General features: G+C 42.2%; 20 protein-coding genes. 9 read left to right on the top strand and 11 right to left on the bottom strand.

Annotated elements, in window-relative coordinates:
• Positions 1–3: 3 nt before the first annotated feature.
• The 4 genes from LC653_RS09045 to LC653_RS09030 all read right to left on the bottom strand — a co-directional run bounded on the left by LC653_RS09045 (position 4) and on the right by LC653_RS09030 (position 7,861).
• Positions 4–4,206, bottom strand: coding sequence for a response regulator (locus tag LC653_RS09045; protein ID WP_229494168.1), 4,203 nt, complete (start codon positions 4,204–4,206; stop codon positions 4–6).
• A gap of 416 nt (positions 4,207–4,622) precedes the next feature.
• Positions 4,623–5,600, bottom strand: coding sequence for a 2-dehydropantoate 2-reductase (locus LC653_RS09040; protein ID WP_229494167.1), 978 nt, complete (start codon positions 5,598–5,600; stop codon positions 4,623–4,625).
• A 66-nt stretch (positions 5,601–5,666) separates the two neighbouring features.
• Positions 5,667–6,881 carry an RNA-guided endonuclease InsQ/TnpB family protein gene (locus LC653_RS09035; RefSeq protein ID WP_229494218.1) on the bottom strand — a complete coding sequence of 405 codons (1,215 nt, stop codon included), beginning with the start codon at positions 6,879–6,881 and terminating at the stop codon, positions 5,667–5,669.
• Between the two features lie 110 nt (positions 6,882–6,991).
• Entirely contained in the window at positions 6,992–7,861 is an 870-nt protein-coding gene (locus LC653_RS09030; protein WP_229494166.1) for an inositol monophosphatase family protein, read from the bottom strand.
• Positions 7,862–8,721: 860 nt separating this feature from the next.
• Here LC653_RS09030 and LC653_RS09025 point away from each other — a divergent pair.
• The gene (locus LC653_RS09025; RefSeq protein ID WP_229494165.1) at positions 8,722–11,523 is read left to right on the top strand and encodes a calcium-binding protein; all 2,802 of its coding nucleotides are present in this window, start codon (positions 8,722–8,724) and stop codon (positions 11,521–11,523) included.
• A gap of 198 nt (positions 11,524–11,721) precedes the next feature.
• Here LC653_RS09025 and LC653_RS09020 read toward each other — a convergent pair whose 3' ends face one another.
• Both LC653_RS09020 and LC653_RS09015 read right to left on the bottom strand, forming a co-directional pair.
• Entirely contained in the window at positions 11,722–12,702 is a 981-nt protein-coding gene (locus tag LC653_RS09020) for an aldo/keto reductase (protein ID WP_229494164.1), read from the bottom strand.
• 367 nt (positions 12,703–13,069) lie between these two features.
• Entirely contained in the window at positions 13,070–13,237 is a 168-nt protein-coding gene (locus LC653_RS09015; protein ID WP_308189058.1) for a universal stress protein, read from the bottom strand.
• Positions 13,238–13,512: 275 nt separating this feature from the next.
• On the opposite strand from LC653_RS09015, the gene LC653_RS09010 reads away from it, so the two are divergent.
• The gene (locus tag LC653_RS09010; protein WP_229494163.1) at positions 13,513–13,782 is read left to right on the top strand and encodes a DUF2171 domain-containing protein; all 270 of its coding nucleotides are present in this window, start codon (positions 13,513–13,515) and stop codon (positions 13,780–13,782) included.
• Positions 13,783–13,894: 112 nt separating this feature from the next.
• The gene (locus LC653_RS09005) at positions 13,895–14,680 is read left to right on the top strand and encodes a hypothetical protein (RefSeq protein WP_229494162.1); all 786 of its coding nucleotides are present in this window, start codon (positions 13,895–13,897) and stop codon (positions 14,678–14,680) included.
• Positions 14,681–14,822: 142 nt separating this feature from the next.
• On the opposite strand, the gene LC653_RS09000 is transcribed toward LC653_RS09005, so the two are convergent.
• Positions 14,823–15,089 carry a hypothetical protein gene (locus tag LC653_RS09000; RefSeq protein ID WP_229494161.1) on the bottom strand — a complete coding sequence of 89 codons (267 nt, stop codon included), beginning with the start codon at positions 15,087–15,089 and terminating at the stop codon, positions 14,823–14,825.
• 217 nt (positions 15,090–15,306) lie between these two features.
• Positions 15,307–15,711, bottom strand: coding sequence for a response regulator (locus tag LC653_RS08995; RefSeq protein ID WP_229494160.1), 405 nt, complete (start codon positions 15,709–15,711; stop codon positions 15,307–15,309).
• Between the two features lie 919 nt (positions 15,712–16,630).
• Here LC653_RS08995 and LC653_RS08990 point away from each other — a divergent pair.
• Positions 16,631–16,825, top strand: coding sequence for a hypothetical protein (locus LC653_RS08990; protein WP_229494159.1), 195 nt, complete (start codon positions 16,631–16,633; stop codon positions 16,823–16,825).
• 298 nt (positions 16,826–17,123) lie between these two features.
• On the opposite strand, the gene LC653_RS08985 is transcribed toward LC653_RS08990, so the two are convergent.
• Positions 17,124–17,276 carry a ribbon-helix-helix domain-containing protein gene (locus LC653_RS08985; RefSeq protein ID WP_229494158.1) on the bottom strand — a complete coding sequence of 51 codons (153 nt, stop codon included), beginning with the start codon at positions 17,274–17,276 and terminating at the stop codon, positions 17,124–17,126.
• Between the two features lie 598 nt (positions 17,277–17,874).
• Here LC653_RS08985 and LC653_RS08980 point away from each other — a divergent pair.
• The 3 genes from LC653_RS08980 (at position 17,875) to LC653_RS08970 (ending at position 19,970) form a co-directional block, all read left to right on the top strand.
• Complete coding sequence (locus LC653_RS08980) at positions 17,875–18,156, top strand: hypothetical protein (protein ID WP_229494217.1); 282 nt, start codon at positions 17,875–17,877, stop codon at positions 18,154–18,156.
• A gap of 493 nt (positions 18,157–18,649) precedes the next feature.
• Positions 18,650–19,450 (top strand): RMD1 family protein, encoded by an 801-nt coding sequence (locus LC653_RS08975; RefSeq protein WP_229494157.1) that lies wholly within the window; start codon positions 18,650–18,652, stop codon positions 19,448–19,450.
• Between the two features lie 181 nt (positions 19,451–19,631).
• On the top strand, positions 19,632–19,970 hold the full coding sequence (locus tag LC653_RS08970; RefSeq protein WP_229494156.1) for a hypothetical protein: 339 nt from the start codon (positions 19,632–19,634) through the stop codon (positions 19,968–19,970).
• Between the two features lie 166 nt (positions 19,971–20,136).
• Here LC653_RS08970 and LC653_RS08965 read toward each other — a convergent pair whose 3' ends face one another.
• Complete coding sequence (locus LC653_RS08965) at positions 20,137–21,018, bottom strand: DUF4351 domain-containing protein (protein WP_229494155.1); 882 nt, start codon at positions 21,016–21,018, stop codon at positions 20,137–20,139.
• Between the two features lie 371 nt (positions 21,019–21,389).
• Between LC653_RS08965 and LC653_RS08960 the strand changes: the two genes are divergently transcribed.
• Entirely contained in the window at positions 21,390–21,716 is a 327-nt protein-coding gene (locus tag LC653_RS08960; RefSeq protein WP_308189056.1) for a hypothetical protein, read from the top strand.
• A gap of 183 nt (positions 21,717–21,899) precedes the next feature.
• The gene (locus LC653_RS08955; RefSeq protein WP_229494154.1) at positions 21,900–22,271 is read left to right on the top strand and encodes a hypothetical protein; all 372 of its coding nucleotides are present in this window, start codon (positions 21,900–21,902) and stop codon (positions 22,269–22,271) included.
• Positions 22,272–22,536: 265 nt separating this feature from the next.
• Here the strand turns inward: LC653_RS08955 and thrS are convergent, their stop codons facing one another.
• A complete protein-coding gene (thrS, locus tag LC653_RS08950) occupies positions 22,537–24,408 on the bottom strand; it encodes a threonine--tRNA ligase (RefSeq protein ID WP_229494153.1) in 1,872 nt (623 codons plus the stop codon).
• Between the last annotated feature and the right edge of the window lie 231 nt (positions 24,409–24,639).

Genomic DNA, 24,639 nt, shown 5'->3' with positions numbered 1-24,639 from the left:
CCGCTACTTTCCTAAAAGTTGTTGAATTCTGGCTACAAGCTGTTTAAGTTTTACGGGTTTAGTCAAATATTCATTAGCTCCGGCCGCTAAACAAGTTTCGCGATCGCCTGGCATGGCTAACGCCGTTAGTGCAATCATCGGAATATCCACAAATTGCCGCTCATCACGGATGCGGCGCATTGCTTCCAACCCATCCATTTCCGGCATTTGAATGTCCATCACAATTAAGTCGGGGCGTTGAACTTTAACAAGGTCGATAGCTTGTTGTCCATTGTTTGCCAAAATGAGATGATAGCCTCGACCTTCAAGATAACCGGACATGGTATCAATATTTGCTTGATTATCTTCTGCCAGCAAAATCAAAGGTGGTTTCAGAGCGGCTTTTGGTAATACCAAATTTGGCGACTCGGAATGGGCAGAATGTTGTAGTTTATTTATAGTTGCTTGAAGTTGAGCGCGGGTAATGGGTTTGATCAGATATTCAAACGCTCCCTGAGCCAGTCCTTTGCTACGCTCATCCACGACTGAAATAATGATTACTGGAATATCTTTGGTTTTTGGGTTGCTCTTGAGTTGATTTAGCACGTCCCAACCCGATAGATTCGGTAGTTGCAGATCCAGGATAACTAGAGCAGGCTGAAGGCGCAGCACTTCTTCTACAGCTCCTTCACCTTTGGGATAAATGATGGGTTGCATTCCCATTTCGCTGAAGTAGCGAGTAATTTGGTCAGCCGCCGCAACAGAATCTTCCACAATCAAAACTTGAGCATTCTCAGCAGTTAAACTATAGCTGGGCAATGAAGCAGTTACTTGCCTTGTTAACAGATTATTGCTGCTATGGTAGGGAATGCGGACGGTAAAACAACTTCCTTCTTCAACTTTACTGCTAAGTGAGACTGTTCCTCCATGTAGGGTAACAATCTTTTGTACAAGTACCAAACCTAGACCAGTGCCACTGTACTGGCGGTTAAGGCTGCTGTCAAGCTGAATGAAGGGCTGAAACAGCTTACCAATTTCTTCAGCAGCGATACCAATGCCGGTGTCAGTGACATGGAAACAGAGGTTTCGGGAAGATAAGGAAGACAAGGCAGAATTTACTTCCCCTGCTCCCCCTGCTCCCCCTGCTCCCCCTGCTCCCTCTGCTCCCCTGCTCCCCTGCTCCCCTGCTTCTTCCAGCCGGACTTCTAGCGTTACAGATCCCCCTTCTGGCGTGAACTTGACAGCGTTACTCAGTAGGTTGATTAGTACTTGAGACAGGCGGCGATCGTCTACTTGGATGCTGTCAATATTTTCAGAAATATGAATACTAAGATGAATATTTTTTTTCAAAGCCATCTGTTTGACAAAGGCAAGGCTAGCATCACAGAGGCTCCTGACAGAAACATCGCTCAATTGCAGTTCCAGTTTGCCAGATTCGATTTTAGACAAGTCTAAAATGTCGTTGATTAGTTCTAGCAAATGTCTGCCACTGCCCTCAATAGTAGCGATCGCTTTTGCTTGTCTTTCATTAATGGAGCCAAATACACTTTCCTGTAAGCCCTCTGACATCCCCAAAATAGCATTGAGAGGTGTTCGCAGTTCATGGCTCATGTTTGCGAGAAATTCGTCTTTGAGGCGAGTAGCGCGGGCAAGTTCCACGTTGGTGTTAGCAAGTTGCTGATTCGTCTGCCGCAGTTGTGCTTCGGCAAGTTTACGATCGCGTAGCGCAGCTTGCTGTTCGCTGATATCAGTGATCCGCACTAAATTTATAGTACGTCCGGCTACAGTAATCGGTTTAACTGCAATGTTTCCCCAAAAAATCTTACCCTGAAGAGTAACATATTCAATCTCTCGGCTCCAAACACCTTTTGACTGCATATCTCTTACGATCGCATCCGTTTCGCTGGCAGTGAATGGATAGCGTTGGAGCGTCTGCCCATGAATATTGATCAATTCAGTTTTGTCAGCCGCCTCAAACAGTTCTACCGACTGCCGATTGCAATCCAAGGTGAGCAGTGTTTGCGGATCAACCAGAAAGATGGCATCGGCAGATTCGTTAAAAATTGCTTCTCGCAAATCTCTGTTGTGGATGAGTTCTTGTTCGGCTTGTTTGCGATTACTGATATCCGTTAGTGTACCGATATAGCCGATAATAGCTCCACTGGTGTTAGTTTCAGGTAACACATAGCAGTGAAACCAGTTGATACTACCATCTGGGCGCAGATGCCTACCCTCGTTGTAAAAAAGTTCTGTTTGCTCTAATTGCACCTCATACCATTCTCTGAGGATGCGATCGCGGTCTTCTAGGTATATTGCTTCTGCCCACCCCATCCCCAATGCTGCCTGTGTTGGTCTACCCGTGAGATCGCTCCAGCGATCGTTAACGTAAATACAGTTACCAGCATTGTCAAGCCGGAAAATAGCCACAGGAGCCGCTTTTGTCAATGTTGCATAACGTTGTTCGCTCTCTTTGAGGGCTTCTTCTACTTGTTTGCGTTTTGTTATGTCAATATGGCAACCAATCATGCGAAGGGGATTGCCGTCTTGATCCCACGCAATGACACAACCGGAACAAATGACCCAAACGGTAGAACCATCCTTATGCCGATATCTCACTTCATTGTAATAGGGAATTTTTCCACGACTTTGGACATGTTGCTCGAAAATTTCCAGAACACCTGGTAAATCCTCTGGAAAAATCAGGCGTTGCCAGCTCTCTGGTGTATTTGGCAACTCATGATCTTCATAGCCGAACATCTGTTTGAAGGTTAAGCTCAAGTACTCGTGATTGCCTGGAATATCCCAATCCCAGTAACCTGCTAGGACTACTTCCAGAATCTGCTCCATAAGATGTAATTCAATTTGCGGTATCTCTGCGTGCCGCCGCTCCTCTTCTGAGAGCTTGCGTTCTGTGATGTCAATTAGCACGCCCAGCATCCGCAGCAGTTGTCCGGTTTCGTCATAAAGTCCCCGTCCTTTTAGCGATACCCAGTGAATGCTGCCATCTTGCCAGGTAACCCGGTATTCCACAGCATAATCAGTCTGTGTTGTGATCGCCTGCCTAAATTTCTGCTCAACCCATTCCCGATCCTCTGGATATACCTGATTGAGCCATTGTTCATAAGTTAGGTTTGCACCACTCGGCTCAGAACAAAGACAGTGAATTGCATTCTCGGTAAATATTTGATTGGTGATTGGGTTCCATTCCCAATAGCCAATAGCAGCAAAATTTAGGGTGAGTTTGAGTTTCTCTTCGCTGGCTTTTAGGGCTGCTTCTGTGCGTTGGCGTTCTGCCTGTGCTTGCTGATATGCACTCGTTTGTTGAATAGCGATCGCTATTTGCACCGCTAGTTGATCTAACAAATCCAATTCCAACGATTGCCAGTGACGAGATGCACTACATTGGTGAGCAATTAATAATCCCCACAATTGCTCTTTGACCAAAATAGGTACTACCAGATTAGCTTTAACTTCAAATTGTTCTAAAAGATGCAAATGACAATTCGTTAAGCCAGCCTGATAAATGTCATTCATCGCCCGTTTTTTTCCCTGGCGATAATCCCTCCCGGCTCCCTGTTGAAGGTAGGTGTCCCGAATCTGCCTCCCCAAAGCTACCGTCCAACCAGGAAGCACTGACTCCGCCACAATGCTGTCGCTCATATCTGGCTGAAATTGATAGACAACTACTCGGTCTGCTTTGAGAAACTGCCGCGCTTCTGTTACTGTGGCACGCAGAATTTCTTCTACTTTAAAAGACTGACGAATCCGTAAGGCGATCGCGGCAATCAGTTGTTGTTGTTCCCGACTTTGTTCTAACTCTCGAGTCAGATACATCCGTTCAACGGCATGATGAATTGCGCCTTGAAGAACTTCAGCCGTGAGTTTATCTTTAACTACATAATCCTGAACACCATTTTTTATCATCCCACAGACAGCGATAATTTCATCGCCTTGTCCTGTCAGCATAATCACAGCAGTTTGGGTATTGCTATGGCATTCCCGAAATTGCTGAATAAACTTCAGGCTATCCCCATTAGGCAACACAAAATCCAGCAAAATGATATCTGGTATCTCCTGTTGACACCATTCCAGGGCTTGCGTTGCCTTCTCAAACTCCAATATGCGATAGGTATATAGGCTGTCCTGCTGTAAGAAGTGAGACAATTCCAGCCGATTTTCGACGCAATCATCAATCAGCAGGATTGTAAGGCAAGAAGGATGACTCATAAGGTTAAAAATACAAATGCGATCGCGCCTCAAAAAATTATATCTCAATATTTATCATGCTAATAACCTGCTATTATCAATCGAGTGACATTTGGTCAAATAATATCATGTCCGCTTGATTACTTATTAAACCCGAAGAACCCCACACGCTATCCGGCTCCACTTGGGGAGACCCCAAGACCGCACTGGCTCCCCTTAATCCCCTCCTCGCAAGCAGGGGGGGAGACAAAGCGACGATTGTCGGGGTGGGGTGCAATGACTGTGGGAATCATAACTAATTATGCGGACATGATATAAGTCGTCGCTATATATCTGCCAGTCTTCCAGAACTTGTCCGTGTTAGCGTCCCGTAGGAAAGGAGCCAAAAAAGCTCTCAACCGAGTTCACGATACAAAATCAGGCTCCTGACTGGACTATTAAATTCTCACTTTGGTGGCCTCCAGCAGCTTGACGCTGGCATAAATAGCATCAATATAAGGTGTGGGAATTTGAGTAAGTTTTCCTAATTCTGCCACCGCGCCAACAATAGCATCTATCTCCGTAGCGCGTCCGGCTTCAATATCTTGTAGCATCGAGGTTTTATGGGCACCAACATTTTCTGCCCCATTAATTCGCTGTTCTAAAGTGATGCCAAACTTTATACCCAAATTTTCCGCGATCGCTTGAGTTTCTGTCATCATTTGCCGCGCTAGTTCACGGGTGAGGGGATAGCGACAAATATCCTCTAGAGTAGCACCAGTCAGGGCACTGATGGGATTAAATGCCACATTCCCCCACAACTTAATCCAAATTTCCGTGCGAATTTGATTGCGGATTGGTGCTTTGAATCCTGCCTGTTTTAAAGTCTGTGCCAATAATTGGATGCGTTCTGTTTTAGTGCCATCGATTTCACCAAGAGTAAAGCGATCGCCTTCAATATGCTTAATCACACCTGGTTCAATTATCTCAGTTGCTGGGTAAACAACACAACCGATGGCGCGTTGGGCACCGATACTAGCTTCAATAATCCCATCTAGGTCAACCGATTGAATCCGCGTCCCTTCATACTCACCGCCATACTTACGAAAGTACCACCAAGGAACGCCATTTTGGGCTGTTACCACCATCGTATGAGGATTGTAGAGTGCAGGGAGAGAAGGTGCGATCACTGGAACACTGTGAGCCTTGACAGTTAAAATTACTACATCTTGTGGCCCTGCTGACTGGATATCGCTAGTTGCCAACGGAGTAACAATTTGGCTAGAACCGTCTGCCATGAGCAACTTCAGCCCATTTTTTTGAATTGCCTCCAAATGAGAACCACGAGCGATTAATGTCACGGCTTCACCTGCCAGTGCCAATTTCGCTCCTAAATATCCACCAATCGCACCCGCGCCAACAATACAAATTTTCATTTTATTTAAGGATAGTTATTGACATCCTCCTCGCCCTAAAAGGGACGAGGATTCCTGAAATCACTTTCAGGCTTTTCTCTTTCTTCGAGTTCCCTTACTTGACTGCGTTTCCACGTTCAAACAGAGGGGAATCTCTCCAGAGACGTTAATTTCGGTGTGCCCCACCGTATTTACTAATTCTTTCAGAGCTAATTTCAAGATGTTCAACGCTGCATTTTCATCTCTGTCCGCAACGTAGCCACAATGCAGACATTTATGCGTTCTGGTACTCAATGTTTTGACTACAGTTTCTCCACAGTTCGAGCAATTTTGGGAGGTATAGTTTGGGTTCACGGTTATTACCGGAACTCCATAAACAGTTCCAAAATACTCTAACCATTCTCGAAACCGAACCCAAGCAGCATCAGATATTGACTTAGCCAGACAATGGTTTTTAATCATGTTACGCACTTTTAGGTTTTCAATCGCTACCAAATCGTTAGACTGGATGACGCGCTGGGCCAATTTACAAACCCAATCGTTACGTCTGCGTGATACCTTAAGATGCGCTCTACCTAATTTGTTTCTCGCTTTGGCTCTATTTTTACTATGTTTTTGAGTTTTAGATAAACGTCTTTGCATCTGTTTTATTTTACGTTCATCTTTTCTCAAAAACCTCGGATTATCTATTTTGAAACCATTGCTATCGGTGTAGAAATGATTTAAACCGACATCCAGCCCAATCTGTCGCCCACTTAATTCTTTATTTTCCTCCCGCTTGTGGTCAATTAAAAACTGCGCGTAATAGCCATCGTGTCGTCTAACAACTTTGACCCGTTTAATCTGATCAAGCTGGTAGTAATGCAGGTTTCTAGTTCCCCAAAGTTTAAATGAACCAGCTTTGAATCCATCAGTGAATTCTATATAACGCCTGTCATCTGAAAGTTTCCAACCCGAAATTTTATATTCTGCCGAGGCTTTAGTTTGCTGTTTCTTGAACTTTGGAAAACCCTTACTTCCTTGAATCTTTGAAGCACAGTTGCGGTAAAATCTCTCGATGCTTGCCCACGCTCTTTCAGCGTGCGCTTGTCGCGCTTGAGAATTTAACAAACGTGCCCAAGGAAATTCAGGATTATCGGCTAAGACCTTGCAATATTTGTAGGCATCATTGCGACTTTTTATTAATCCATCTATCCAAGCCCGAATAATAGAATTTCGCACAAAAAGACCAGTACGAATGGCGTTGTTTAGCCGCTCGTACTGGTCTTTTGTTCCTTCTAGCTTGGATTCGTAGATGATCATCTTATCGTTATAGCTGACGATAAGATTGTAGCACATATCTAGAAAGCCGTCCTTTATGACGGGGCTTTAAACCCATTAATTTCGGTAAATAATTAACTAATTATTTACCCTCAAACAGGTAGGCTTTGCATCGCTTTCAGTAGGTCTTGATGAACAGATTTTGAGGCAGCTACTATCAATCCAGGCAGGCTATAGTTTTGACAAGTATGCAGTGGCGGTAAAGTCGAACCGTCGAGAGTAGTTACAATCCAGCCAGCTTCTCTGGCAATAAAAGCGAGTGCAGCACCATCAATAAATTTGCCCGATTTGATCACTGCTCCACTCAAGTCGCCACTGAAAATACCATTGAGATTGGGAATTTCAATATCACTAGAGTAATCAGTCGCTATATCGATTACTTTATATCGATCTTTTAGTAAATGTGCGATCGCATTCATTCCCCATCCCAACAAAATAGCAGGTTTGGCGGATGTTATGTGTAACGGGGCACAGGCTTCTAAGCTCATATCCAGCGTCCCTTTAAAAGCACCTTCGCCTCGGAGAGCGTAAAAATAAACATTTTGGGCAGGGGAAATAGCGAGTACTGCTTCAAAGTCATCTGAATTTAGAATACTGAGAATAATTTGGTAATTAGAATGTCCATCCATGTAAAACTTCGTGCCATCAATCGGGTCGAGTGTGACTAAATAATCACCTTCTGAGCCGAGTTCGGTAGCGCGAAAATACTTAGTATTGTTAGAACTTGCATACTCTTCCCCAAAAAAGCGAATCTCTGGGAAAGTGCCCAATAGTACTACTTCTACCAGATTTTGAATAGCCACATCTGCATCAGTAAGTGCGGCACTAAAAAAGTTGTTTCCTTGTTCTTTGGCGGGAAGTGCAGCAATTTTTGGTTGAAGAAAACGGGCATAGGCTGCTGCTACTTTGAGATGGGGGAGTAAAGTCTCCAAAATCAGGCGAGTAGTAGGTGTTGTGGCCATTGCAGCAAACTCCTTTCAGAAATAATCTACCGTTGGCAGGGCGATAGAATTCTATATCTAGACAAAATTACGGTATCATTTTGATGCAATGATACCACCGTTGTTATATTACTCTAATCTGTGTGTTTAATTAAGCTGCACAATCCTTAAAAGTTTAGTTCCCACAGGGTTTGTTGTTCGTAATTGAAAGATGGCTGTTGTTGATTTCGGATTAGCGATCGCCTCAAAAAGCGTAACCGTTCAGCAATACATAAACAAAAGTACTTATACTTACATTGAACGGTGAATAATGTGAAGAATATGCAAAGATGTGTCTTTAAACAAAGACATTTACATAAATTCGGTAGTATATAGTTAGTACAAAGTGATTTCGATGTTCTCTATTTTCAGGATAGACAGTCACAGGCAATAGCTCACAACGAGGGTATAAAAATATTTTTGCCTATCAAGAGTAAACTCTTCGCTATTTTCACAGTAGTAGTAATTACCCATTGACAAAACAACAAACTATGAAATGTGAATTTTAGACATTCAATCTTGATTTTTCGAGCTTTTTTCAGCTTTCATGGTTGATTAAAGATGAGTGAAAAAAGCCTGAAACTATTTGTTTGACTAAATGCACGTCCTCATGAACTTGTATAGCGCTTAAAACAGTTGTTCTTCTTTGATAGTTAGAGAAGTGCTATCGAAAAGGTTTTTCATAAGGTGAATCTTTGATGAATATTACTGTTCTTCACTCTTGAGATATAAAATATGCCGAAAACGTTAAAGTGAGGCGAATTTTTATGCCCGAAAACAGCACTAAACTCAAGGTTGAGAACTGAAGTTGCTGAAAAAATCGATTTAGGTAGGTAAAAGTTATGGCAAATATCATTGGAACCAACGGTAATGATACCCTAGTGGGCAGCGAGTTAGCTGACACGATTAATGGTCTTGCAGGCAACGATACCATTACAGGTAAGGGGGGTGACGACACCCTGACTGGTGGCGGTGGTAAGGATCAGTTTGTTTACAAGCAAAGCGTGAGGTCCCCCTACCAGGACGGCACTGATACTATCACTGATTTCGGTGGCGTCGGTAAAGGAATAAACCCAGCAGCAGTAATTGCCGAAGTGGACACCCTAAAATTCGAGGACAATGACTTGTTCACCGCCCGAAATCTGCTGCTTACCCAAAACGGCAGCAATCTGGAAATCACCTTTGAAGCATTTGAAAACTTTGAAACTGATCGATTTCTTGCTCTAGATGCACGTCGTGCCAAAGTCATCCTGCAAAACTTCAAATTAGAAAACTTGCAGAACCTGAAAGCTTCTGGAGCAAGACCAGCTATCGGCAATATTTTGTTTAACGGGCAAACTAGCATTACTGACAGCTTTAATGTCCTAGATGCCAACTCCACAGATACTAGCCTGGGCATCAAAAATACAGTCACCTTCCTTAATGACCTCGATAACAACATTATCGGTTTAGATGATTCAGATGATGTGGTTAATGGTCAGGGCGGTAATGACTACCTCGATGGCAAAACTGGCAACGACTTGCTCAGAGGTGGTGTGGGCAAAGACACGCTCATTGGTAGTATAGGGAATGACACGCTCATTGGTGGTGTGGGGAATGACTCTCTGGTTGACGGTACTGGGGATGAGAATTTGAATGTTAACTATTCACAAAGCAATAATCTACTGTGTGGTGGCGATGGAAATGATTATCTCTTTGCCTATGGTGACTACACCGACGACCTCTCAGGCGTAATTTCTTTTCGCAATCCGATTTCTGGCAGTAACACCCTCAACGGTGGCACTGGTGATGATCGCTTAGATGCTAGTTTTTCAATAGGCAATAATACACTCATTGGTGACGCTGGTGAGGATATTTTGATTGCTTATTATTCAACAGGCAATAATCTGCTCTCTGGTGGCACTGGTAATGATTCTCTCTCCGTTTCTGGCTTCTACAGCTTTCAGAGGGATGTTGGAATACTTTATGCCTCTGGTAGTAACACCCTCAACGGTGACGCTGGTGATGATCGCTTAGATGCTAGTTTTTCAACAGGCAATAACACTCTCAACGGTGGTACTGGTAACGATACCTTAGATGCTGGGACTTCATTCGGCAATAACCTACTCAATGGTGGCGATGGCAATGACTCTTTCTATGTAAGAACCCCATACGATTCCCCCTTTGTAGGCGGTCGATATCCAGCCCTCTCTTCTTTAGTGACTCAAACAGTAGATGGGGGTAAAGGTGATGATTTCTTGTCCGCTTATTACACCTATGATCCCAAAAGAATCACCTCAACTTTCAATGCGACTACTAACAGTGGCTCAATTACGGCGGACATGTATCGAGTTAGTTACAAGAATATCGAACGATTAAATATCAGTGGTACAGACTACAATGACTTGATTGTGGGGAGCAATGGCAACGATACGCTCTTTGGGGGCTATGGTGGCAATGATACGATAGATGGGGGTAAGGGTGACGATTTGTTGTCCGTCAATTACTTGTCCGATTACAATTACAGTTATGCTACTGGAGGAATCACAACTACATTCAATGCCACTACTAACAGTGGCTCAATTACGGCGGGCACGAATCGAATTAGTTACAAGAATATCGAACAATTAAATATCAGTGGTACTGACTACAATGACTTGATTGTGGGAAACAATGGCAACGATACGCTCTTTGGGGGCTATGGTGGCAATGATACGATAGATGGGGGTAAGGGTAACGATTTATTGTCCGTCTTTTACAGTTCTGATGAAGGAATCACAACTACATTCAATTCTACTACTAACATTAGCTCAATTAGGGCGGGCACGAATGGAGTTAGTTACAAGAATATTGAACAATTAAATATCACTGGTACAGACTACAATGACTTGATTGTAGGGAGCAATGGCAACGATACGCTCTCTGGGGGCTTTGGTGGCAATGATACCATAGATGGGGGTAAGGGTAACGATACGCTCTTTGGGGGCTATGGTGGCAATGATACGATAGATGGGGGTAAGGGTGACGATTTATTGTCCGTCTCTTACAGTTCTGATGAAGGAATCACAACTACATTCAATCCTACTACTAACATTGGCTCAATTACGGCGGGCACGAATCGAGTTAGTTACAAGAATATCGAACGATTAGATATCTCAGGTACACAACAAAATGACTTGATTGTGGGTAACAATGGCAACGATACGCTCTCTGGGGGCTATGGTGGCAATGATACGATAGATGGGGGTAAGGGTGACGATAGTTTGATTGCTAGCTATTTAGGTAATAGCACCCTTTATGGTGGCGAAGGTAATGATAGTCTCAGCGTCTATTATCCACTTGAGCCAGCATCTGGTACTACTACCTTTGCTTTCAATAATTTCAATGAAGGCATTGATCGTCTTGATTACTTGAACGCGACTAATGAATTGATTCAGGTATCGGCTGCTGGCTTTGGTGGCGGGTTGTCAACACCTTCACTTCAAGCAAGTCAGTTTACCATCGGAACATCTGCAACCACTAAGACTCAGCGATTTATCTACGACAGCGCTACAGGTGGATTGTTCTTTGACCAAGATGGTAGTGCGTCTGGGTTTACTCAGGTACAATTTGCACAAATATCTGGTGGATTGACACTAACTGAAAACAATTTTGTGGTTGTTTAATCGGAATTAGCGCTCTTTTATCACCAAGCGGTACGGTTTGGGAAGTGCTATTTTTAGCATCTCGCATTTGATTTCTACAAACCGCATACTCGTGACTTATAGTCATGAGTATGCGTCAAGGGCGAAAGCGCCAAAATATCGGGGTTTTGGCAATAATATCCTTGAAACGGAAGAAAGCTTTTATTTTTTGGATCTTTCTCAGCGATTAACAGTACTCATATCAGGGTAGCGATCGCCTGCGGTAATCCCCTTTGGTGCTATTGCTTCAATCCGACTGAGGTCATCTGTTGTTAAAACAATCTCAGTTGCTGCGATGTTGTCTTCTAAATAAGTGCGCCGCTTTGTACCAGGAATCGGTACAATATCTTCACCTTGAGCTAGTAGCCATGCCAAGGCAAGCTGGCTAGGTGTGACTTGCTTTTGGTCAGCGATTTCCTTGACTTTTTCAACTAATTGCAGGTTTTTATAGAAATTATCGCCCTGAAAACGGGGATTATTTCTCCGGTAATCATCTGCTGCAAGGTCTTCAGGACGGGTGATGGCTCCCGATAAAAACCCACGACCAAGAGGACTGTAAGGAACAAAACCAATTCCTAGTTCTCGTATAGTAGGTAAAATTTCATCTTCTGGATCGCGGCTCCACAAAGAATACTCTGTTTGTAGCGCGGTAATTGGATGAACTGCCACAGCCCGTCTAATTGTCGCTGGGGCAGCTTCCGACAGCCCTAAATAGCGCACTTTACCAGCCTGTACTAACTGAGCCATTGCCCCTACAGTATCTTCGATTGGCACGTTTGGATCAACTCTATGTTGATAGTACAGGTCAATAACTTCTACTCCCAAGCGTTTAAGTGAAGCATCACAAGCTGTTTGGACATATTCGGGGCTGCCATTAACTCCTTTCCAACCACCTTCTTCGGTACGAACATTGCCAAACTTGGTTGCTAATACTACTTGCTCTCGACGATCCTTAATTGCTCTACCTACTAATTGCTCATTAGTGAAAGGCCCATACATATCAGCAGTATCGAGAAAATTCACTCCCAGATCCAAAGCACGATGGATAGTGGCGATCGCTTCAGATTCATCACGACCACTGTAAAACTCAGACATTCCCATACAACCAAGTCCCAGTTGTGAAACTTCCAATCCTTGTTTGCCTAACTTTCTAGTTTTCATTGAAAATCTCCCAGCTATTAAGTCTTATGTGAACATTAGTATTAAAACAAATAACGACATATTACCTAAATTATAGGAATCCATCTTAGCTCTTTAGTAGTATTTTGAGCAATTCATCTACTGTTCGTTTTCTTTATAATTTCATTTGTATCTAAGAATGCAGTAATTGTTCACAAACCTTCAAACCATTGGATAGAAATAATTGCATAAAAACATTTCTTATTTAGTAGGCATAAACCAGGCTTTTAAGATGGAATCGAATTAAGTAAATTGAGGCAAACAAGATCGCTATTAGACTATAATTTTTACCGTTAATTTGTCATCTTAAACATTGCTGATAACTTTTGTAATTGTGTTCGACAAAAACCTACCTAAAGAGCAAGACAGGGATGTGGCTGCTGCGTAGCATTTGGGCTGTAGTACTGCCAATGACTAAGTGCCGAATGCGGCTGTGTCCGTAGGCTCCCATAATCAGTAAATTGATATCTTGCTTTTCTACGTAGTTGGCTATAACCTTTTCTGGCTCGCCATGTATTATTTGACAAATTGGTGTTTAATTCAGTTAAAATCTTCCGAATCGATACTAGCTATCTATTAAGTGCATCCTCATAGCGAAATGGTATTAAAAGCTTTTTACCCAAATTAAATTACTGATTTCGGTACAATACCATCTATCTCTAGAATGAAGCACATCATTAAGAATGCAGCGTATCCTCTAGTGTAATTGAATAAAAACCTATCTGCTTACAAACAAAACTACTCAGTAGGATTTAGGTTTGACTTTTTACCAATTCAATCAAGAGGTACAAAATGAACGTATCACAAATTAAAGAACATCTGCCAGTTTATGCAGAAGGCCCAGGCGGTTTATCAGGAGCATCTGACACGCATATTGCAAATATCGACTCCGTGGAGGGAGGCAAGTACATCAAATTGACGAAGAATAATGCTCCTGATGGACAACACCACTGGTTTCCTATTGACTGGGTAAGGGCAGTAGATGAACGAGCCGTTTATCTGAAAAAAACGGTGGATGAAGTGATAAAAGAATTGCTCAATGAGGAGCCTGCTGGTGTTTAAAATTGGTAACCGTTCAGGGGGTAGCGCTGCATCATCTTCTACAAAGGCAGCGCTTGCCTATCCAGCATCCAGAATCAGTATCTTCTGTCCTTTATCCTACCAGCGAACCTAAATGGCGAATCAAGAGCTAGAAACGCTCAAAAAACTAGCTTTTAACCAATCTGAGCGCAGGTCAGAACAGCCGTTGTCACCGCCAGACTCCAACGCTAGCTTACCCAAAGAAAAGCCTAAGCGAAATATGAACTGGTGGTTTCTAAAGATAGCGTCTATTACAGGATTATTGTATTTACTCTTTATCGCACTTACTCCTACCCCAGTTCCTCAAGAAAACCGTAGAATTGGAAATACGGAAGTTATTATATTTAGTTTGATTTTGCTGTTTAACTCAGGTTTGCTAGATAACATAGATGATATCTCAATTTCAGGTACGGGAATTGCGCTCAGGAGACTCAAGCAAGAAGTTAGGGATGATATCAATAAGTTGCAAGATGAGCAAATCGCCGAACTGAATACACAACAAAAGCGGATTGACTTACTTCAGGAGCAACAATCAGCAACATTGCAATTTTTAGTTAGATATCTGATTGATGGCAATGAACTTAAGCATCTGATTAAGCTTAATTCCCCAGAAGAATTTAACTTTAAATTTGACGATAATTTAGCAATGGAACTGAAGCATCTACGAGCTATGGGATTTATTAATAATTTTGTGGGCAAAGGAATTGAAAAAGTTCAACAAGATGGAGAAGGAGATTTAAAAAACTATTTTCAAATTACAGAAGAAGGTAAATCGTATTTAGCTTTGAGAAAAACTTTAGGAATCAATGAAATTCCTGGACTGGGTGAAGATGGACGATGGCATCGAGACATAAGAGATTCAGCAAAAATACTGAACTAGAGAACTCTTAAAAAATACCAAATTAAATATAGCGGTTCTCGTTTATGTGCGGTACATCAGTAAGGACAGGGCAGCAGCCATGCGTGTCAACTTAACGTGAAACCCTTGCAATGACGTTATATCAAGTCCACTCAATTACTAATTAAGCCGTCGTCACCCCACCCCGCTTTTGTCTAACGACAAAATCTCCCCTCCCCGTTCCCGGTGAGGGGAGATTTTGGGGAGCCAGTGCGGTCTTGGGGTCTCCCCAAGTGGAGCCGGATAGCGTGTGGGGTAAAATGACTGTGGAATGAGCTTTCTGACTTAAGTTGACACCAATGGGCAGCAGCGTGCCTGACTTTTCACGGTATGTGGAAAAGCCCATTTTGAGGGTTTTCCAAGCCCTGATTTTTTCGTTAGCTATTTTCATTAACTTAAAGCTATTGAGAATTAGCCTGTGGAAAAAGTCACGTTTTTTTGGGGCTTGAGGACTTACCGTGAAAAGTCAGAGCAGCGTGCCCCTACACCTGGCGATATAATGTTGTACCGCATCTGAATGGGAACCGCTATATCTGCCTTAAAATGGCGTTGTTGCACGAATGGGGAAAAATGGTAAGAGGAAGTAATTGAACAGTAGCGCTTCATAATTACCAATTACAAGAACCAACTAAGCTAGCCACTATCTCAACTAGTTCTTCAGGATCAATGGGTTTAGATATATGAGTGTTAAAGCCACCTTCCAAGGCACGGATACGATCCTCACTATCAGCAAAGGCTGTTAAAGCAATAGCCGGAACTTGTCCACCATTCTTTGGTTTAAGCGCACGGATTTTGCGGATGAGAGCGTAGCCATCCTCCCCAGGTAACCCGATATCAGAAATTAAAACATCGGGTTGCAATTCAGATAATACTTTGCGTGCCGCATCTGCTGATATCACTGCTATAACTTTTGCTCCATCCATTTGCAACACAGTAGTGATGAAGAAGCGAGTATCATCATCATCCTCAACTACCAGAATGTCTAAACCAGCAAGAGTTCCAGAAGGTTCCATAAATGACATTTTATTCTAACTTTCTGTGACTTTTACCTGCTAATGATAAAATCAGGGCTTGAGAAACCTTCAAAGTGACCTTTTTCAGATGCCGTGAAAAGCCAGAACTATATAATCAACGGTAAAACAAACAGAAAACGATTTCTAATCAATTTTAACAATTTATTTGTATCTAAATGCACATTTAATTTAGAACCAGAAATCCTCCAAATAGTAGGTATAATTTATTTTTTAATTTTTATTTTGGAAGCAATGTTATAAAAAAAAAGTTATTTTTATCCTGAGCTTTGTAATTATAATCATGAATTTAGTGTAAAAAATATTGAGTTGTAAATAAAATTTAGTCCTGGCTTTACCTATGACAAAATAAGGCTTTTACCCAATATAGTTAAACTAGGTAAAAGCTTTGTTAAGTATAGAAAATAAAGCATTAACTTGTGAAGGAGGCTCTATCTATGGCAGGACTTACGCAAACAATAGCCGAAACCCTTATTTCACGTAGGGGCAATTCATGAATTGCCCCTGAGCGCGTGTACTTTTGCGTAAGTCCTACTATGGATTACTTTTATTAGAAAAATTTGGGGCAAAAATTCGCTTTATAGTTGCTTATCAAACTCTTAACAGCTTATCTGTGCCTAATCAGGTTAAATAAAAGACTCTTGAACCGCACAGACGCAAAGAAGCCAGTGCGCCCTTGCGGTTAAGAGACTTGTACCCCTCCGGGGATCTTGCTAGCAAGAGCGTCTCCCCGAATCCCATTCGTGAGAGGCTAGCGCCTGCCGTAGGATGCCCGAACGCGAACAGCGTCTTAGGAGAAGGGCTGTAGGGAGAAGCAATCGGCGCGGCGCAGAGAGAAAAAAAGAGATTTTACCAGTCACCTTGAAAGGTTAGTCCTAAATTTATGCGATCGCAGTACTTTATGATTCAAATTCATAAAAACACGGCTTTCGATATTCTTGAAAGGTTCGATGGTTGGGCGATTGACTACGGTATTGGGCGAGAGGGCGCGATCGCAATGCGATCGCTCTCTAACTCCAAAACGCAAATAATGCTTCATTCTCGAAGAAACCTGCAAGTTCTATGTAGTTTTTATGTCATTTCTAGCCAGTTGTAGAGCGGTAACTGAACTCTTTTGAGTACTGTATCAATCATGTAGAGCCGTTCAACAGCACTCACGCAACAACTGGCATAGAGCGGGAGAAGTGATGCAGGGTTAAAGCTGTCTTGCAAACCACAACTTCTTCACTGTCTAACGCTGTTGATATCTCCATTGAAGTTCCAACAGCACAACATCAGTTGCCAATTTGCCGAAATTTATGACAAATCTTGTCTAGCATCAAGCTAATTGAAACTTTCATTCCCTCTCTTGGTTAACTTTTTATCCAGTGTGGGTTATTTTTATTTTAGGTTTTTTACTCTTCATCTTCAGTCGGAAGAGAGCGAATTAATTCCCGAATTATATCGGTTGCTGGTCTGCCAGTGCTTGAGCAATATTTTTCCAATTTCTGAGCCTCACTTGATGTGAGATTGATTGTAAGTCGTTTAACAGCCCATTTCTTATTCATAATATTAGACAAGTTCGATTTTTCAACTACTTCTCTAATATCAATCACTTAATCTGTTACTACATGGGTATTATCAAGGAATTTTAATTCAAGAAATGATGAAGCAGACTAATATGTTTTTCCAAATAATAGTCAAGATGTAAAGTCTATTTTAGAATATAAAGTTTAACTCTCTTAAAAGTAGTAACTATAAAGTAAGTATAAAAATAGTATAAAATAAATTTACATAAACTAAGTATTTTGCTCAAATATACGCTAGCCCATATCAGCAGCCCAAGCTACAGCACCACATTGGAGATATTAGGGCAATTGAGGAAGCGATCGCGATTAAACTAGACAACTGCATTTTGGCTATGATTACAATCGCTCCAAATTGCAAAAGACTCCCGACAGATATTTTGGCGGATTTCGTGTGAGTATGCCTCTCAACATAGTCATATAGGAATATGCTTTCGCGCTCTAATCTCAGCAATTAGACAGTTGGAAAGAGAGTTTTGAATGTTTTAATATCATTAATGAATTTGCAATTAGATGCAAACCTATTCTCACGGTCGTTTTTGTAAGTTAATTATTTGTAGCTAAGTAGCAATTAAAAATGATGCAAAATACACAAAATACATTGATTGATAAAACCTTCCGCGATAACGATGGCAACATTGTTATCGCTCAGATGCCAAATTTACCGCTTATTGTTTGGATAGTAACTAGTTTACTAACTCTAATTTTTACAAGTGGTAAAATCAATACAGTGTTAGATGTACTCGCAAATGGCTCCTTGTTTACTTGGGCGTGGCTGGAATTATTTCAAGGCGTTAATTATTTTCGCAGAGCGCTAGGTCTTGCCGTATTTATTGGAATTATCGCTTTCAATATTCAGTAGGGATTAAGACTAAATAATTAAGCGAAATTATTTAAATATCTTTAAAGACGATAACTTCCATACTTGATTGCCATTGAGCGGAAGCGGCAGATAACTTAGAATCGACATTATTACATCCTCTTACCATGAAGAGGCAGCTAAGGAACGCTGATTTAAGAAAGTACAAAACCTCACCCCCAACCCCTCTCCGTGAGTTCGGAGAGGGGAGACTTTGACGAAAGTCAAAGGAGGGGTGAGGTTAAAACCATATTTGGATGTTATTTAATTCACATTCCGAAGAATTGGGGAATAAAGTTATTTAAATGATAGGCATAGCTAAGGAACCGGAATCTTCAAGAGTACTGTGACCTGTACTAAGGTAGTGCTGGATAGATTTATTGGTAAGCTGAGATTGTAATGATTTCCAACAGCAGACATTAATTGCGTAGGCGTAGCCCGTCGTAGACATCGCTACTTGAGCAGTTCAATAGGCAGAATATAGCATAGGGCGACAATGCAAAAACTCTTTTTTAATGACAAAGATAGATTTAGAGCGCAGGCCCTATTCCTTGGCAAGGATATTAACTTACAGAACTTAGAGAATTACGTTTGCTTGGCGACTATGCCAGTAATAGTTACAGTCGGTGAACACGGCTGTGCGGTACTGCTGGACTATGGTGCAGTTGTCCTGTTTAACCTTGAGCCTGTGGAAAAGGTAGCCTTTTTGACCAAACTATCCTCTCAAGTTAGTGGCTCTTTTGCCAACCCAGAAACAGAAGAGGTAGAAATTCATCTCAACGTAGCAGAGAGTGAGCGAGTTAAGGAAGGAAAAATTTTGCTGCATGAATTTAGTGTAGAACGCTTGCAGATAGTAGCTGATATTCTCGCTAAGAGTGTTGTGCTGTCTCATTATGAAACTAGCCTAGCGACTGTATTTGATCAAATTGAACCGTTTGCAGCAAGTCTCCAGCGTGAAAACAGGAGTAGACGACAGAGTCGGGAATTACTGCGTCAACTTGGGACTACTCTATTAGTTCAACATAAAATTGTCGGTCGAGTAGAGATCATCGATAAGCCGGAGTTACTCTGGGAATCCCCACAGCTAGAAAACTTATATCTGCGCTTGGAGGATGAATACGAAATCCGTGAGCGTCACCATGCCCTAGAACGTAAACTAGATTTAATTTCCCAAACTGCACAAACTGTGCTGGAGTTCATGCAGCATAGCAGTAGCCAGCGAGTAGAGTGGTATGTGGTGATTCTGATTGTGGTGGAGATTCTGCTGTCACTGTATGACATCATTTTTAAAGGCTAACGCTAAATTTGCAGAGCGTAAACCTATTGGACTAACCCAAAACCGCCATATTCTACCAGACGATTTATAATCACCTGGGCTAGGTGGAAAATGTTAATTAAAAACATTCTTCCCTACGAACGTGATAGAAAATACTTGTATGATTTATGATTTTTGACTCATAGTGTAAGGATTACAGATAATGCACGTTCTCAAAAGATCCATCAAACCAGCCACCTATATATCATTCCTCCACATTTACCAAACTACTTGGGGGACTGCTGGTGATATTTGTTTAATCCGTGAATCTGTAGCTAATGAAAGTACAGCAAAGTTTATCGGTCACAAAATCCAACTAGTAATTCCAAAAGGGTTGGAGCGCGATCGCATCGCCAACTGTCCGATAATCAAAGTTGCAGGTAATGTCGGCGACGGACATCCAAAAGAGCATCCCTTGGAATGGGAGGCTTATGAAGGTGTAGATCCAGAAATCGCTCTAGCGGCTCTCAAACCTTGGGGCTTCAAGTTAATTGAGCTTTAATGTGGCAATCTGACAAGCTCAACTCGCTTTCGTTCTTCTGAAACTATTTTTTCCCCTAGCGCCATCAGACATTGGCTCAATTGGAAAAATTCATTTAATAGACATAGGAGTGAAATTAATTATGCGTTGCCCGAAATCCTTGGTAGGCATAATTCATAAATTGTACCTACGTCATTTTCACGCTCTTGTCTAATGTACTAAACCAGGTTTCTAAATCCGCTTGAGCCTGAAAATCCAACAATGCTTCACCGAGATTTTCTAATTGTTCTAAAGAGAGAGTTTCAATACGAGCTAGCACTTCTTGGGGTAATTCTCCCACCCGTCGAGTAAGTTGACGGAGAATGAGCAATTGCCCTTCTGCTTTTCGTCCTTCTTCCCGTCCGCGTTGTTCCCCGCGTTGTTCGCCGCGTTGTTCCCCTTCAGCGAGAATTTCTTGATAAATCACTGACTCGCGCATCATACCCTCCCGAAATAATTGTCTAATCAAGTCCTTTTCGTATTTTAACCCCGCTAAGATTTGGGTATAAGCGGAAATTTCTGGTCGTTGTCTTGGCTCAAGTTGATTAACTTTGACCACAACTTGTTGCAACAATGCTTGGGGTTGCGTGGTTGCTGCCAGTGGTGCTAATGCTAATAAAGCTGGGTCATTGAGGAATAGTTCGGGATTTTCTTCCCATAAGCGAATCACGCGATATTCATGACGGGTAGTTTCGACACAGAAGACAGTTTCAATTACTGTTTCTGCTGCGGGGGGAAGTAATAAGACGATAACTTGTGTTATTGGTAGACGATACAAACGATACAAGCGTACCCAATAATCTAGCATCCGCAGGGGTAGGGGTGGCGTAGATTCTAGTTTGGTTTGAAATTCCAGATGGAGAATGCGTCCTTGTAGTTGTAATAATGTTACATAATCTGCGCGAATTGGTTCAATGCTCAATTCGGTTTTGAGGACTTTGACAGAAGTTTGCGGTGTACCCAAAACCCAACTGGCAAAGGTAGCAGGATGTTTTTCGGACAGGAGTTTGCAGAGGTTATCAAAGGACATTAACGATCGCCAACAATTGAACGAGATATTGTTATTATCTCGTGCAGTGGTTTGAGTAGGCGATGTCTACGACGGGCTACGCCTACGCACCATCGCTCAAGGAAGCTCATTATACTCTGGGCGTATCTTTTTAAATTCCTGTAGTATTTACATTAATATTCCATTTCTAGCTAGGTTGAGTTATCAGACAGTAAAAACATAACTGTAGCGGTTCCTGTTTGACTAGTAAAAAACCTAACTCCCTTCTCTTTCCCTACCAAGGAAAGGGCAAAAAGAGCCTTTATTTCTAAATAAAATTACGAATTACGAATTACGAATTACGAATTACGAATGCACCAAATGAAAAAACTCTATTTGAACAGTGGCGATTTTTGACATATTTCCTTAGTGGCGGCACTGATGAAGTCAAAATACTGCTGACATGGTTGGGTTTTCCTGACACTAAAACGATTCCTGCTCAATTGAGTCATGAGCAAGGTGATAAAACTCTCAAAATATTTGCCCAAGCCTGGGAACCCAGCCGATATTTTGCACGATTACGAGAAGACTTAGCCAAGCAAATTGCTGTAGTTGCGAAAAAAGTCTCTTGGCGATCGCAAGACATTCTCATCCTAGAAACTCACTACAACAATCTCAAAAAAGCTGGATACAACGAAGCTGATTCGCTGCAATCAGTAATAGTTAACCTCAAGGGTTGATAGTGGTTTTTCAACGCCATAACTACTATTTTGATTCATGCTGCTTTTTGGCTTGCCCTCATCTTCGCTTATCCCGAAAAGTTTTCTTGGGTGCGGTGATTGAGAAAAGTTTTGTTGTCTGTAATAATTTCTGACCTTCCAAATCCAGTGAAAAGTTAAAATTAAAATGAGTATTTGAACTGGATGAATCCACCTTTGAACTGGGTTAATGAGTCTTTGAACTGGATGAATCCACCTCTGAACTGGGTTAATGAGTCTTTGAACTGGATGAATCCACCTCTGAACTCCATTAATGAGTCTTTGATACTCGTGAATGAGTCTTTGAACTGCGTTAATGAGTCTTTGATACTCGTGAATGAGTCTTTGAACTCCATTAATGAGTCTTTGATACTCGTGAATGAGCCTTTGAACTCCATTAATGAGCCTTTGAACTCCATTAATGAGTCTTTGAACTCCGTTAATGAGTCTTTGAACTCCGTTAATGAGCCTTTGAACTCCATTAATGAGTCTTTGATATTAAATACGTTATATCATGTCCGCTTGATTGCTTATTAAACCCGAAGAACCCCACCCCTTAATCCCCTCCCCTTGCTAAGGGGAGGGGAGACAAAGCGTAGCTTTGGCGGGGTGGGGTGCAATGACTATGGGAATCACAACTAATTACCCGGACATGATATTACGTAAGCGAACGCGAGTGCGTTTCGTAGAGAAGCTCGTCGTAGACATCTCACCTTTGCCAAAACCTACCAGCTAGGCGATGGTTTGATCTACTAGACAAAACGCACACCAATTATAATTAGTGTGCGTCTGCGGTTAGATTTTAGAAATTCTCGAACTTAGCGTTGGCGCAGCCCACCGCAGGCATCGCATCCTTCATCTTATCCACCACCTCATCTACAGGGATAACTCCCAATTCCCCAGAGGCGCGGGTACGGATACTCAAGGTGTTGGTTTCCACTTCCTTAGCTCCCACCACAGCCATCACGGGTATTTTTTCTTTCTCTGCATTGCGAATCTGTTTACCTAAGCGATCGCCACTAGTATCAACTTCTGCACGGATGCCCAACGCTCTCATTTTCGCCACCACATCTTTAGCAAACTCTAGCTGTGTATCACCCACTGGCAGTAATCTAGCTTGTACTGGCGCTAACCACAAAGGAAAATCGCCCGCATATTCTTCAATTAAGATCCCAATTAGTCGTTCCAGTGAACCAAAAGGCGCACGGTGAATCATCACTGGACGTTTGCGAACACCATCTTCGGCAACGTACTCCAAATCAAAGCGTTCTGGCAAATTGTAATCTACCTGTACAGTTCCTAATTGCCACTCCCGATCTAGAGCATCACTAAAGATAAAGTCAAGTTTTGGCCCATAGAATGCCGCTTCTCCAATACCTTCAAAGTGATCCATCCCCAAGGTTTCAACTGCACGGCGAATTGCACCTTCGGCTTTGTCCCAAACTTCATCGGAACCGATATACTTATCACTAGCTGGATCGCGGAAACTGAGTCTGGCTTTAAAGTTCTTCAGTTGCAGACTATTGAACACCGACAAAATCAAATCCACCACACTGAGAAATTCACTATCTAGCTGTTCTGGGGTGACGAACAGGTGAGAATCATCCACAGTAAAACCGCGCACCCGTGTTAAACCGCCCAATTCCCCTGATTGTTCATAGCGGTAAACAGTGCCAAATTCCGCCAAGCGCATCGGTAGTTCTCGATAAGAGCGTAACTCACTCTTATATATTTGGATGTGGAAGGGACAGTTCATCGGCTTCATGACGAAGCCCTGTTCCTGTGCAGCAGCTTCGGAGTTATCTGCCATCAAAGGGAACATATCTTCTTTATATTTCTGCCAATGTCCAGAGGTTTTAAATAAATCTACTCTGGCAATGTGAGGCGTTACTACAGATAAATAACCCCGTTTTAACTGTTCTTGCTTGAGGAAGTCTTCTAAAGTACTCCGTAACACAGTGCCTTTGGGTGTCCACAAAGGTAAACCCGGCCCCACTTGGTCAGAAAATATAAATAATCCTAGTTCCTTACCCAGTTTCCGGTGATCTCGCCGTAGCGCTTCTTCTTTACGTCGTTTATATTCAGCGAGTTGTTCTGGGCTTTCCCAAGCGGTGGCGTAGATGCGTTGTAATTGGGCTTTAGTTTCATCCCCACGCCAATAAGCGCCAGCAACGCTTTCTAGTTCAATTGCCTTGGGGTTTAATTCGCTGGTATTTTCCAGATGAGGCCCCGCACACAAATCCCACCATTCATTCCCCAGGTGGTAAATCGTGATTGGTTCCTCTTTGATATCTGCCAGGATTTCTAGCTTGTAAGGTTCGTTAATTCCCTGAATCCGGCGTTCGGCTTCTTCGCGGCTGACTTCTTCTCGAATAACCGCCAACTTGCGATTAATAATCTTTGCCATTTCTTTTTTGATGGCTTTAAGATCATTTTCGCTAAAGGGTTCTGGATTGTCGAAGTCGTAGTAAAAACCGTTTTCAATCCAAGGGCCGATTGTAACTTGCGCCTTGGGAAACAGCTTTTGTACTGCCATTGCCATAACATGGGAAGCAGTGTGGCGAATCTTCTTTAAGTTCTCCGATTCGCTGGTACGCGGTAAATAAATTTTTTCAACTTGTTCTGACTGTTCGGACTGATTTGATGAATTTAGCGACATTGGCTGCTGAACCATTGGCGAAGTGATTACAAAAGGTGATTTATCTGAATCTGGAGGCTTATTTAACTATAACGACTTTGATTTTTGCTTTTTTCACCTTTATCTTCCAACTACTGGCTTAATTTGTGATAGGGGATAAAGATAAATTTTTCATCGGTTCGGTGAGTATCAAATTCAGGATTCCACGCGTAGGCGTAGCCCGTCGTAGACATCGCTAAATTATCTTATCAATTGCAACTTGCTGTC

Origin of the sequence: Nostoc mirabile CHAB5784 (assembly GCF_020829645.1) — a bacterium.
Taxonomy (GTDB): domain Bacteria; phylum Cyanobacteriota; class Cyanobacteriia; order Cyanobacteriales; family Nostocaceae; genus Nostoc; species Nostoc mirabile.
This window is presented reverse-complemented; position numbering and strand designations above follow the sequence as displayed.

What these genes read in the sequence shown, in the direction of transcription:
- LC653_RS09045 (WP_229494168.1), bottom strand. Translation starts at nt 4,206, where the DNA reads ATGAGTCATCCTTCTTGCCTTACAATCCTGCTGATTGATGATTGCGTC.
- LC653_RS09040 (WP_229494167.1), bottom strand. Translation starts at nt 5,600, where the DNA reads ATGAAAATTTGTATTGTTGGCGCGGGTGCGATTGGTGGATATTTAGGA.
- LC653_RS09035 (WP_229494218.1), bottom strand. Translation starts at nt 6,881, where the DNA reads ATGATCATCTACGAATCCAAGCTAGAAGGAACAAAAGACCAGTACGAG.
- LC653_RS09030 (WP_229494166.1), bottom strand. Translation starts at nt 7,861, where the DNA reads ATGGCCACAACACCTACTACTCGCCTGATTTTGGAGACTTTACTCCCC.
- LC653_RS09025 (WP_229494165.1), top strand. Translation starts at nt 8,722, where the DNA reads ATGGCAAATATCATTGGAACCAACGGTAATGATACCCTAGTGGGCAGC.
- LC653_RS09020 (WP_229494164.1), bottom strand. Translation starts at nt 12,702, where the DNA reads ATGAAAACTAGAAAGTTAGGCAAACAAGGATTGGAAGTTTCACAACTG.
- LC653_RS09010 (WP_229494163.1), top strand. Translation starts at nt 13,513, where the DNA reads ATGAACGTATCACAAATTAAAGAACATCTGCCAGTTTATGCAGAAGGC.
- LC653_RS09005 (WP_229494162.1), top strand. Translation starts at nt 13,895, where the DNA reads ATGGCGAATCAAGAGCTAGAAACGCTCAAAAAACTAGCTTTTAACCAA.
- LC653_RS09000 (WP_229494161.1), bottom strand. Translation starts at nt 15,089, where the DNA reads ATGAAAATAGCTAACGAAAAAATCAGGGCTTGGAAAACCCTCAAAATG.
- LC653_RS08995 (WP_229494160.1), bottom strand. Translation starts at nt 15,711, where the DNA reads ATGGAACCTTCTGGAACTCTTGCTGGTTTAGACATTCTGGTAGTTGAG.
- LC653_RS08990 (WP_229494159.1), top strand. Translation starts at nt 16,631, where the DNA reads ATGATTCAAATTCATAAAAACACGGCTTTCGATATTCTTGAAAGGTTC.
- LC653_RS08985 (WP_229494158.1), bottom strand. Translation starts at nt 17,276, where the DNA reads ATGAATAAGAAATGGGCTGTTAAACGACTTACAATCAATCTCACATCA.
- LC653_RS08980 (WP_229494217.1), top strand. Translation starts at nt 17,875, where the DNA reads ATGCAAAATACACAAAATACATTGATTGATAAAACCTTCCGCGATAAC.
- LC653_RS08975 (WP_229494157.1), top strand. Translation starts at nt 18,650, where the DNA reads ATGCAAAAACTCTTTTTTAATGACAAAGATAGATTTAGAGCGCAGGCC.
- LC653_RS08970 (WP_229494156.1), top strand. Translation starts at nt 19,632, where the DNA reads ATGCACGTTCTCAAAAGATCCATCAAACCAGCCACCTATATATCATTC.
- LC653_RS08965 (WP_229494155.1), bottom strand. Translation starts at nt 21,018, where the DNA reads ATGTCCTTTGATAACCTCTGCAAACTCCTGTCCGAAAAACATCCTGCT.
- LC653_RS08955 (WP_229494154.1), top strand. Translation starts at nt 21,900, where the DNA reads ATGAATCCACCTTTGAACTGGGTTAATGAGTCTTTGAACTGGATGAAT.
- thrS (WP_229494153.1), bottom strand. Translation starts at nt 24,408, where the DNA reads ATGGTTCAGCAGCCAATGTCGCTAAATTCATCAAATCAGTCCGAACAG.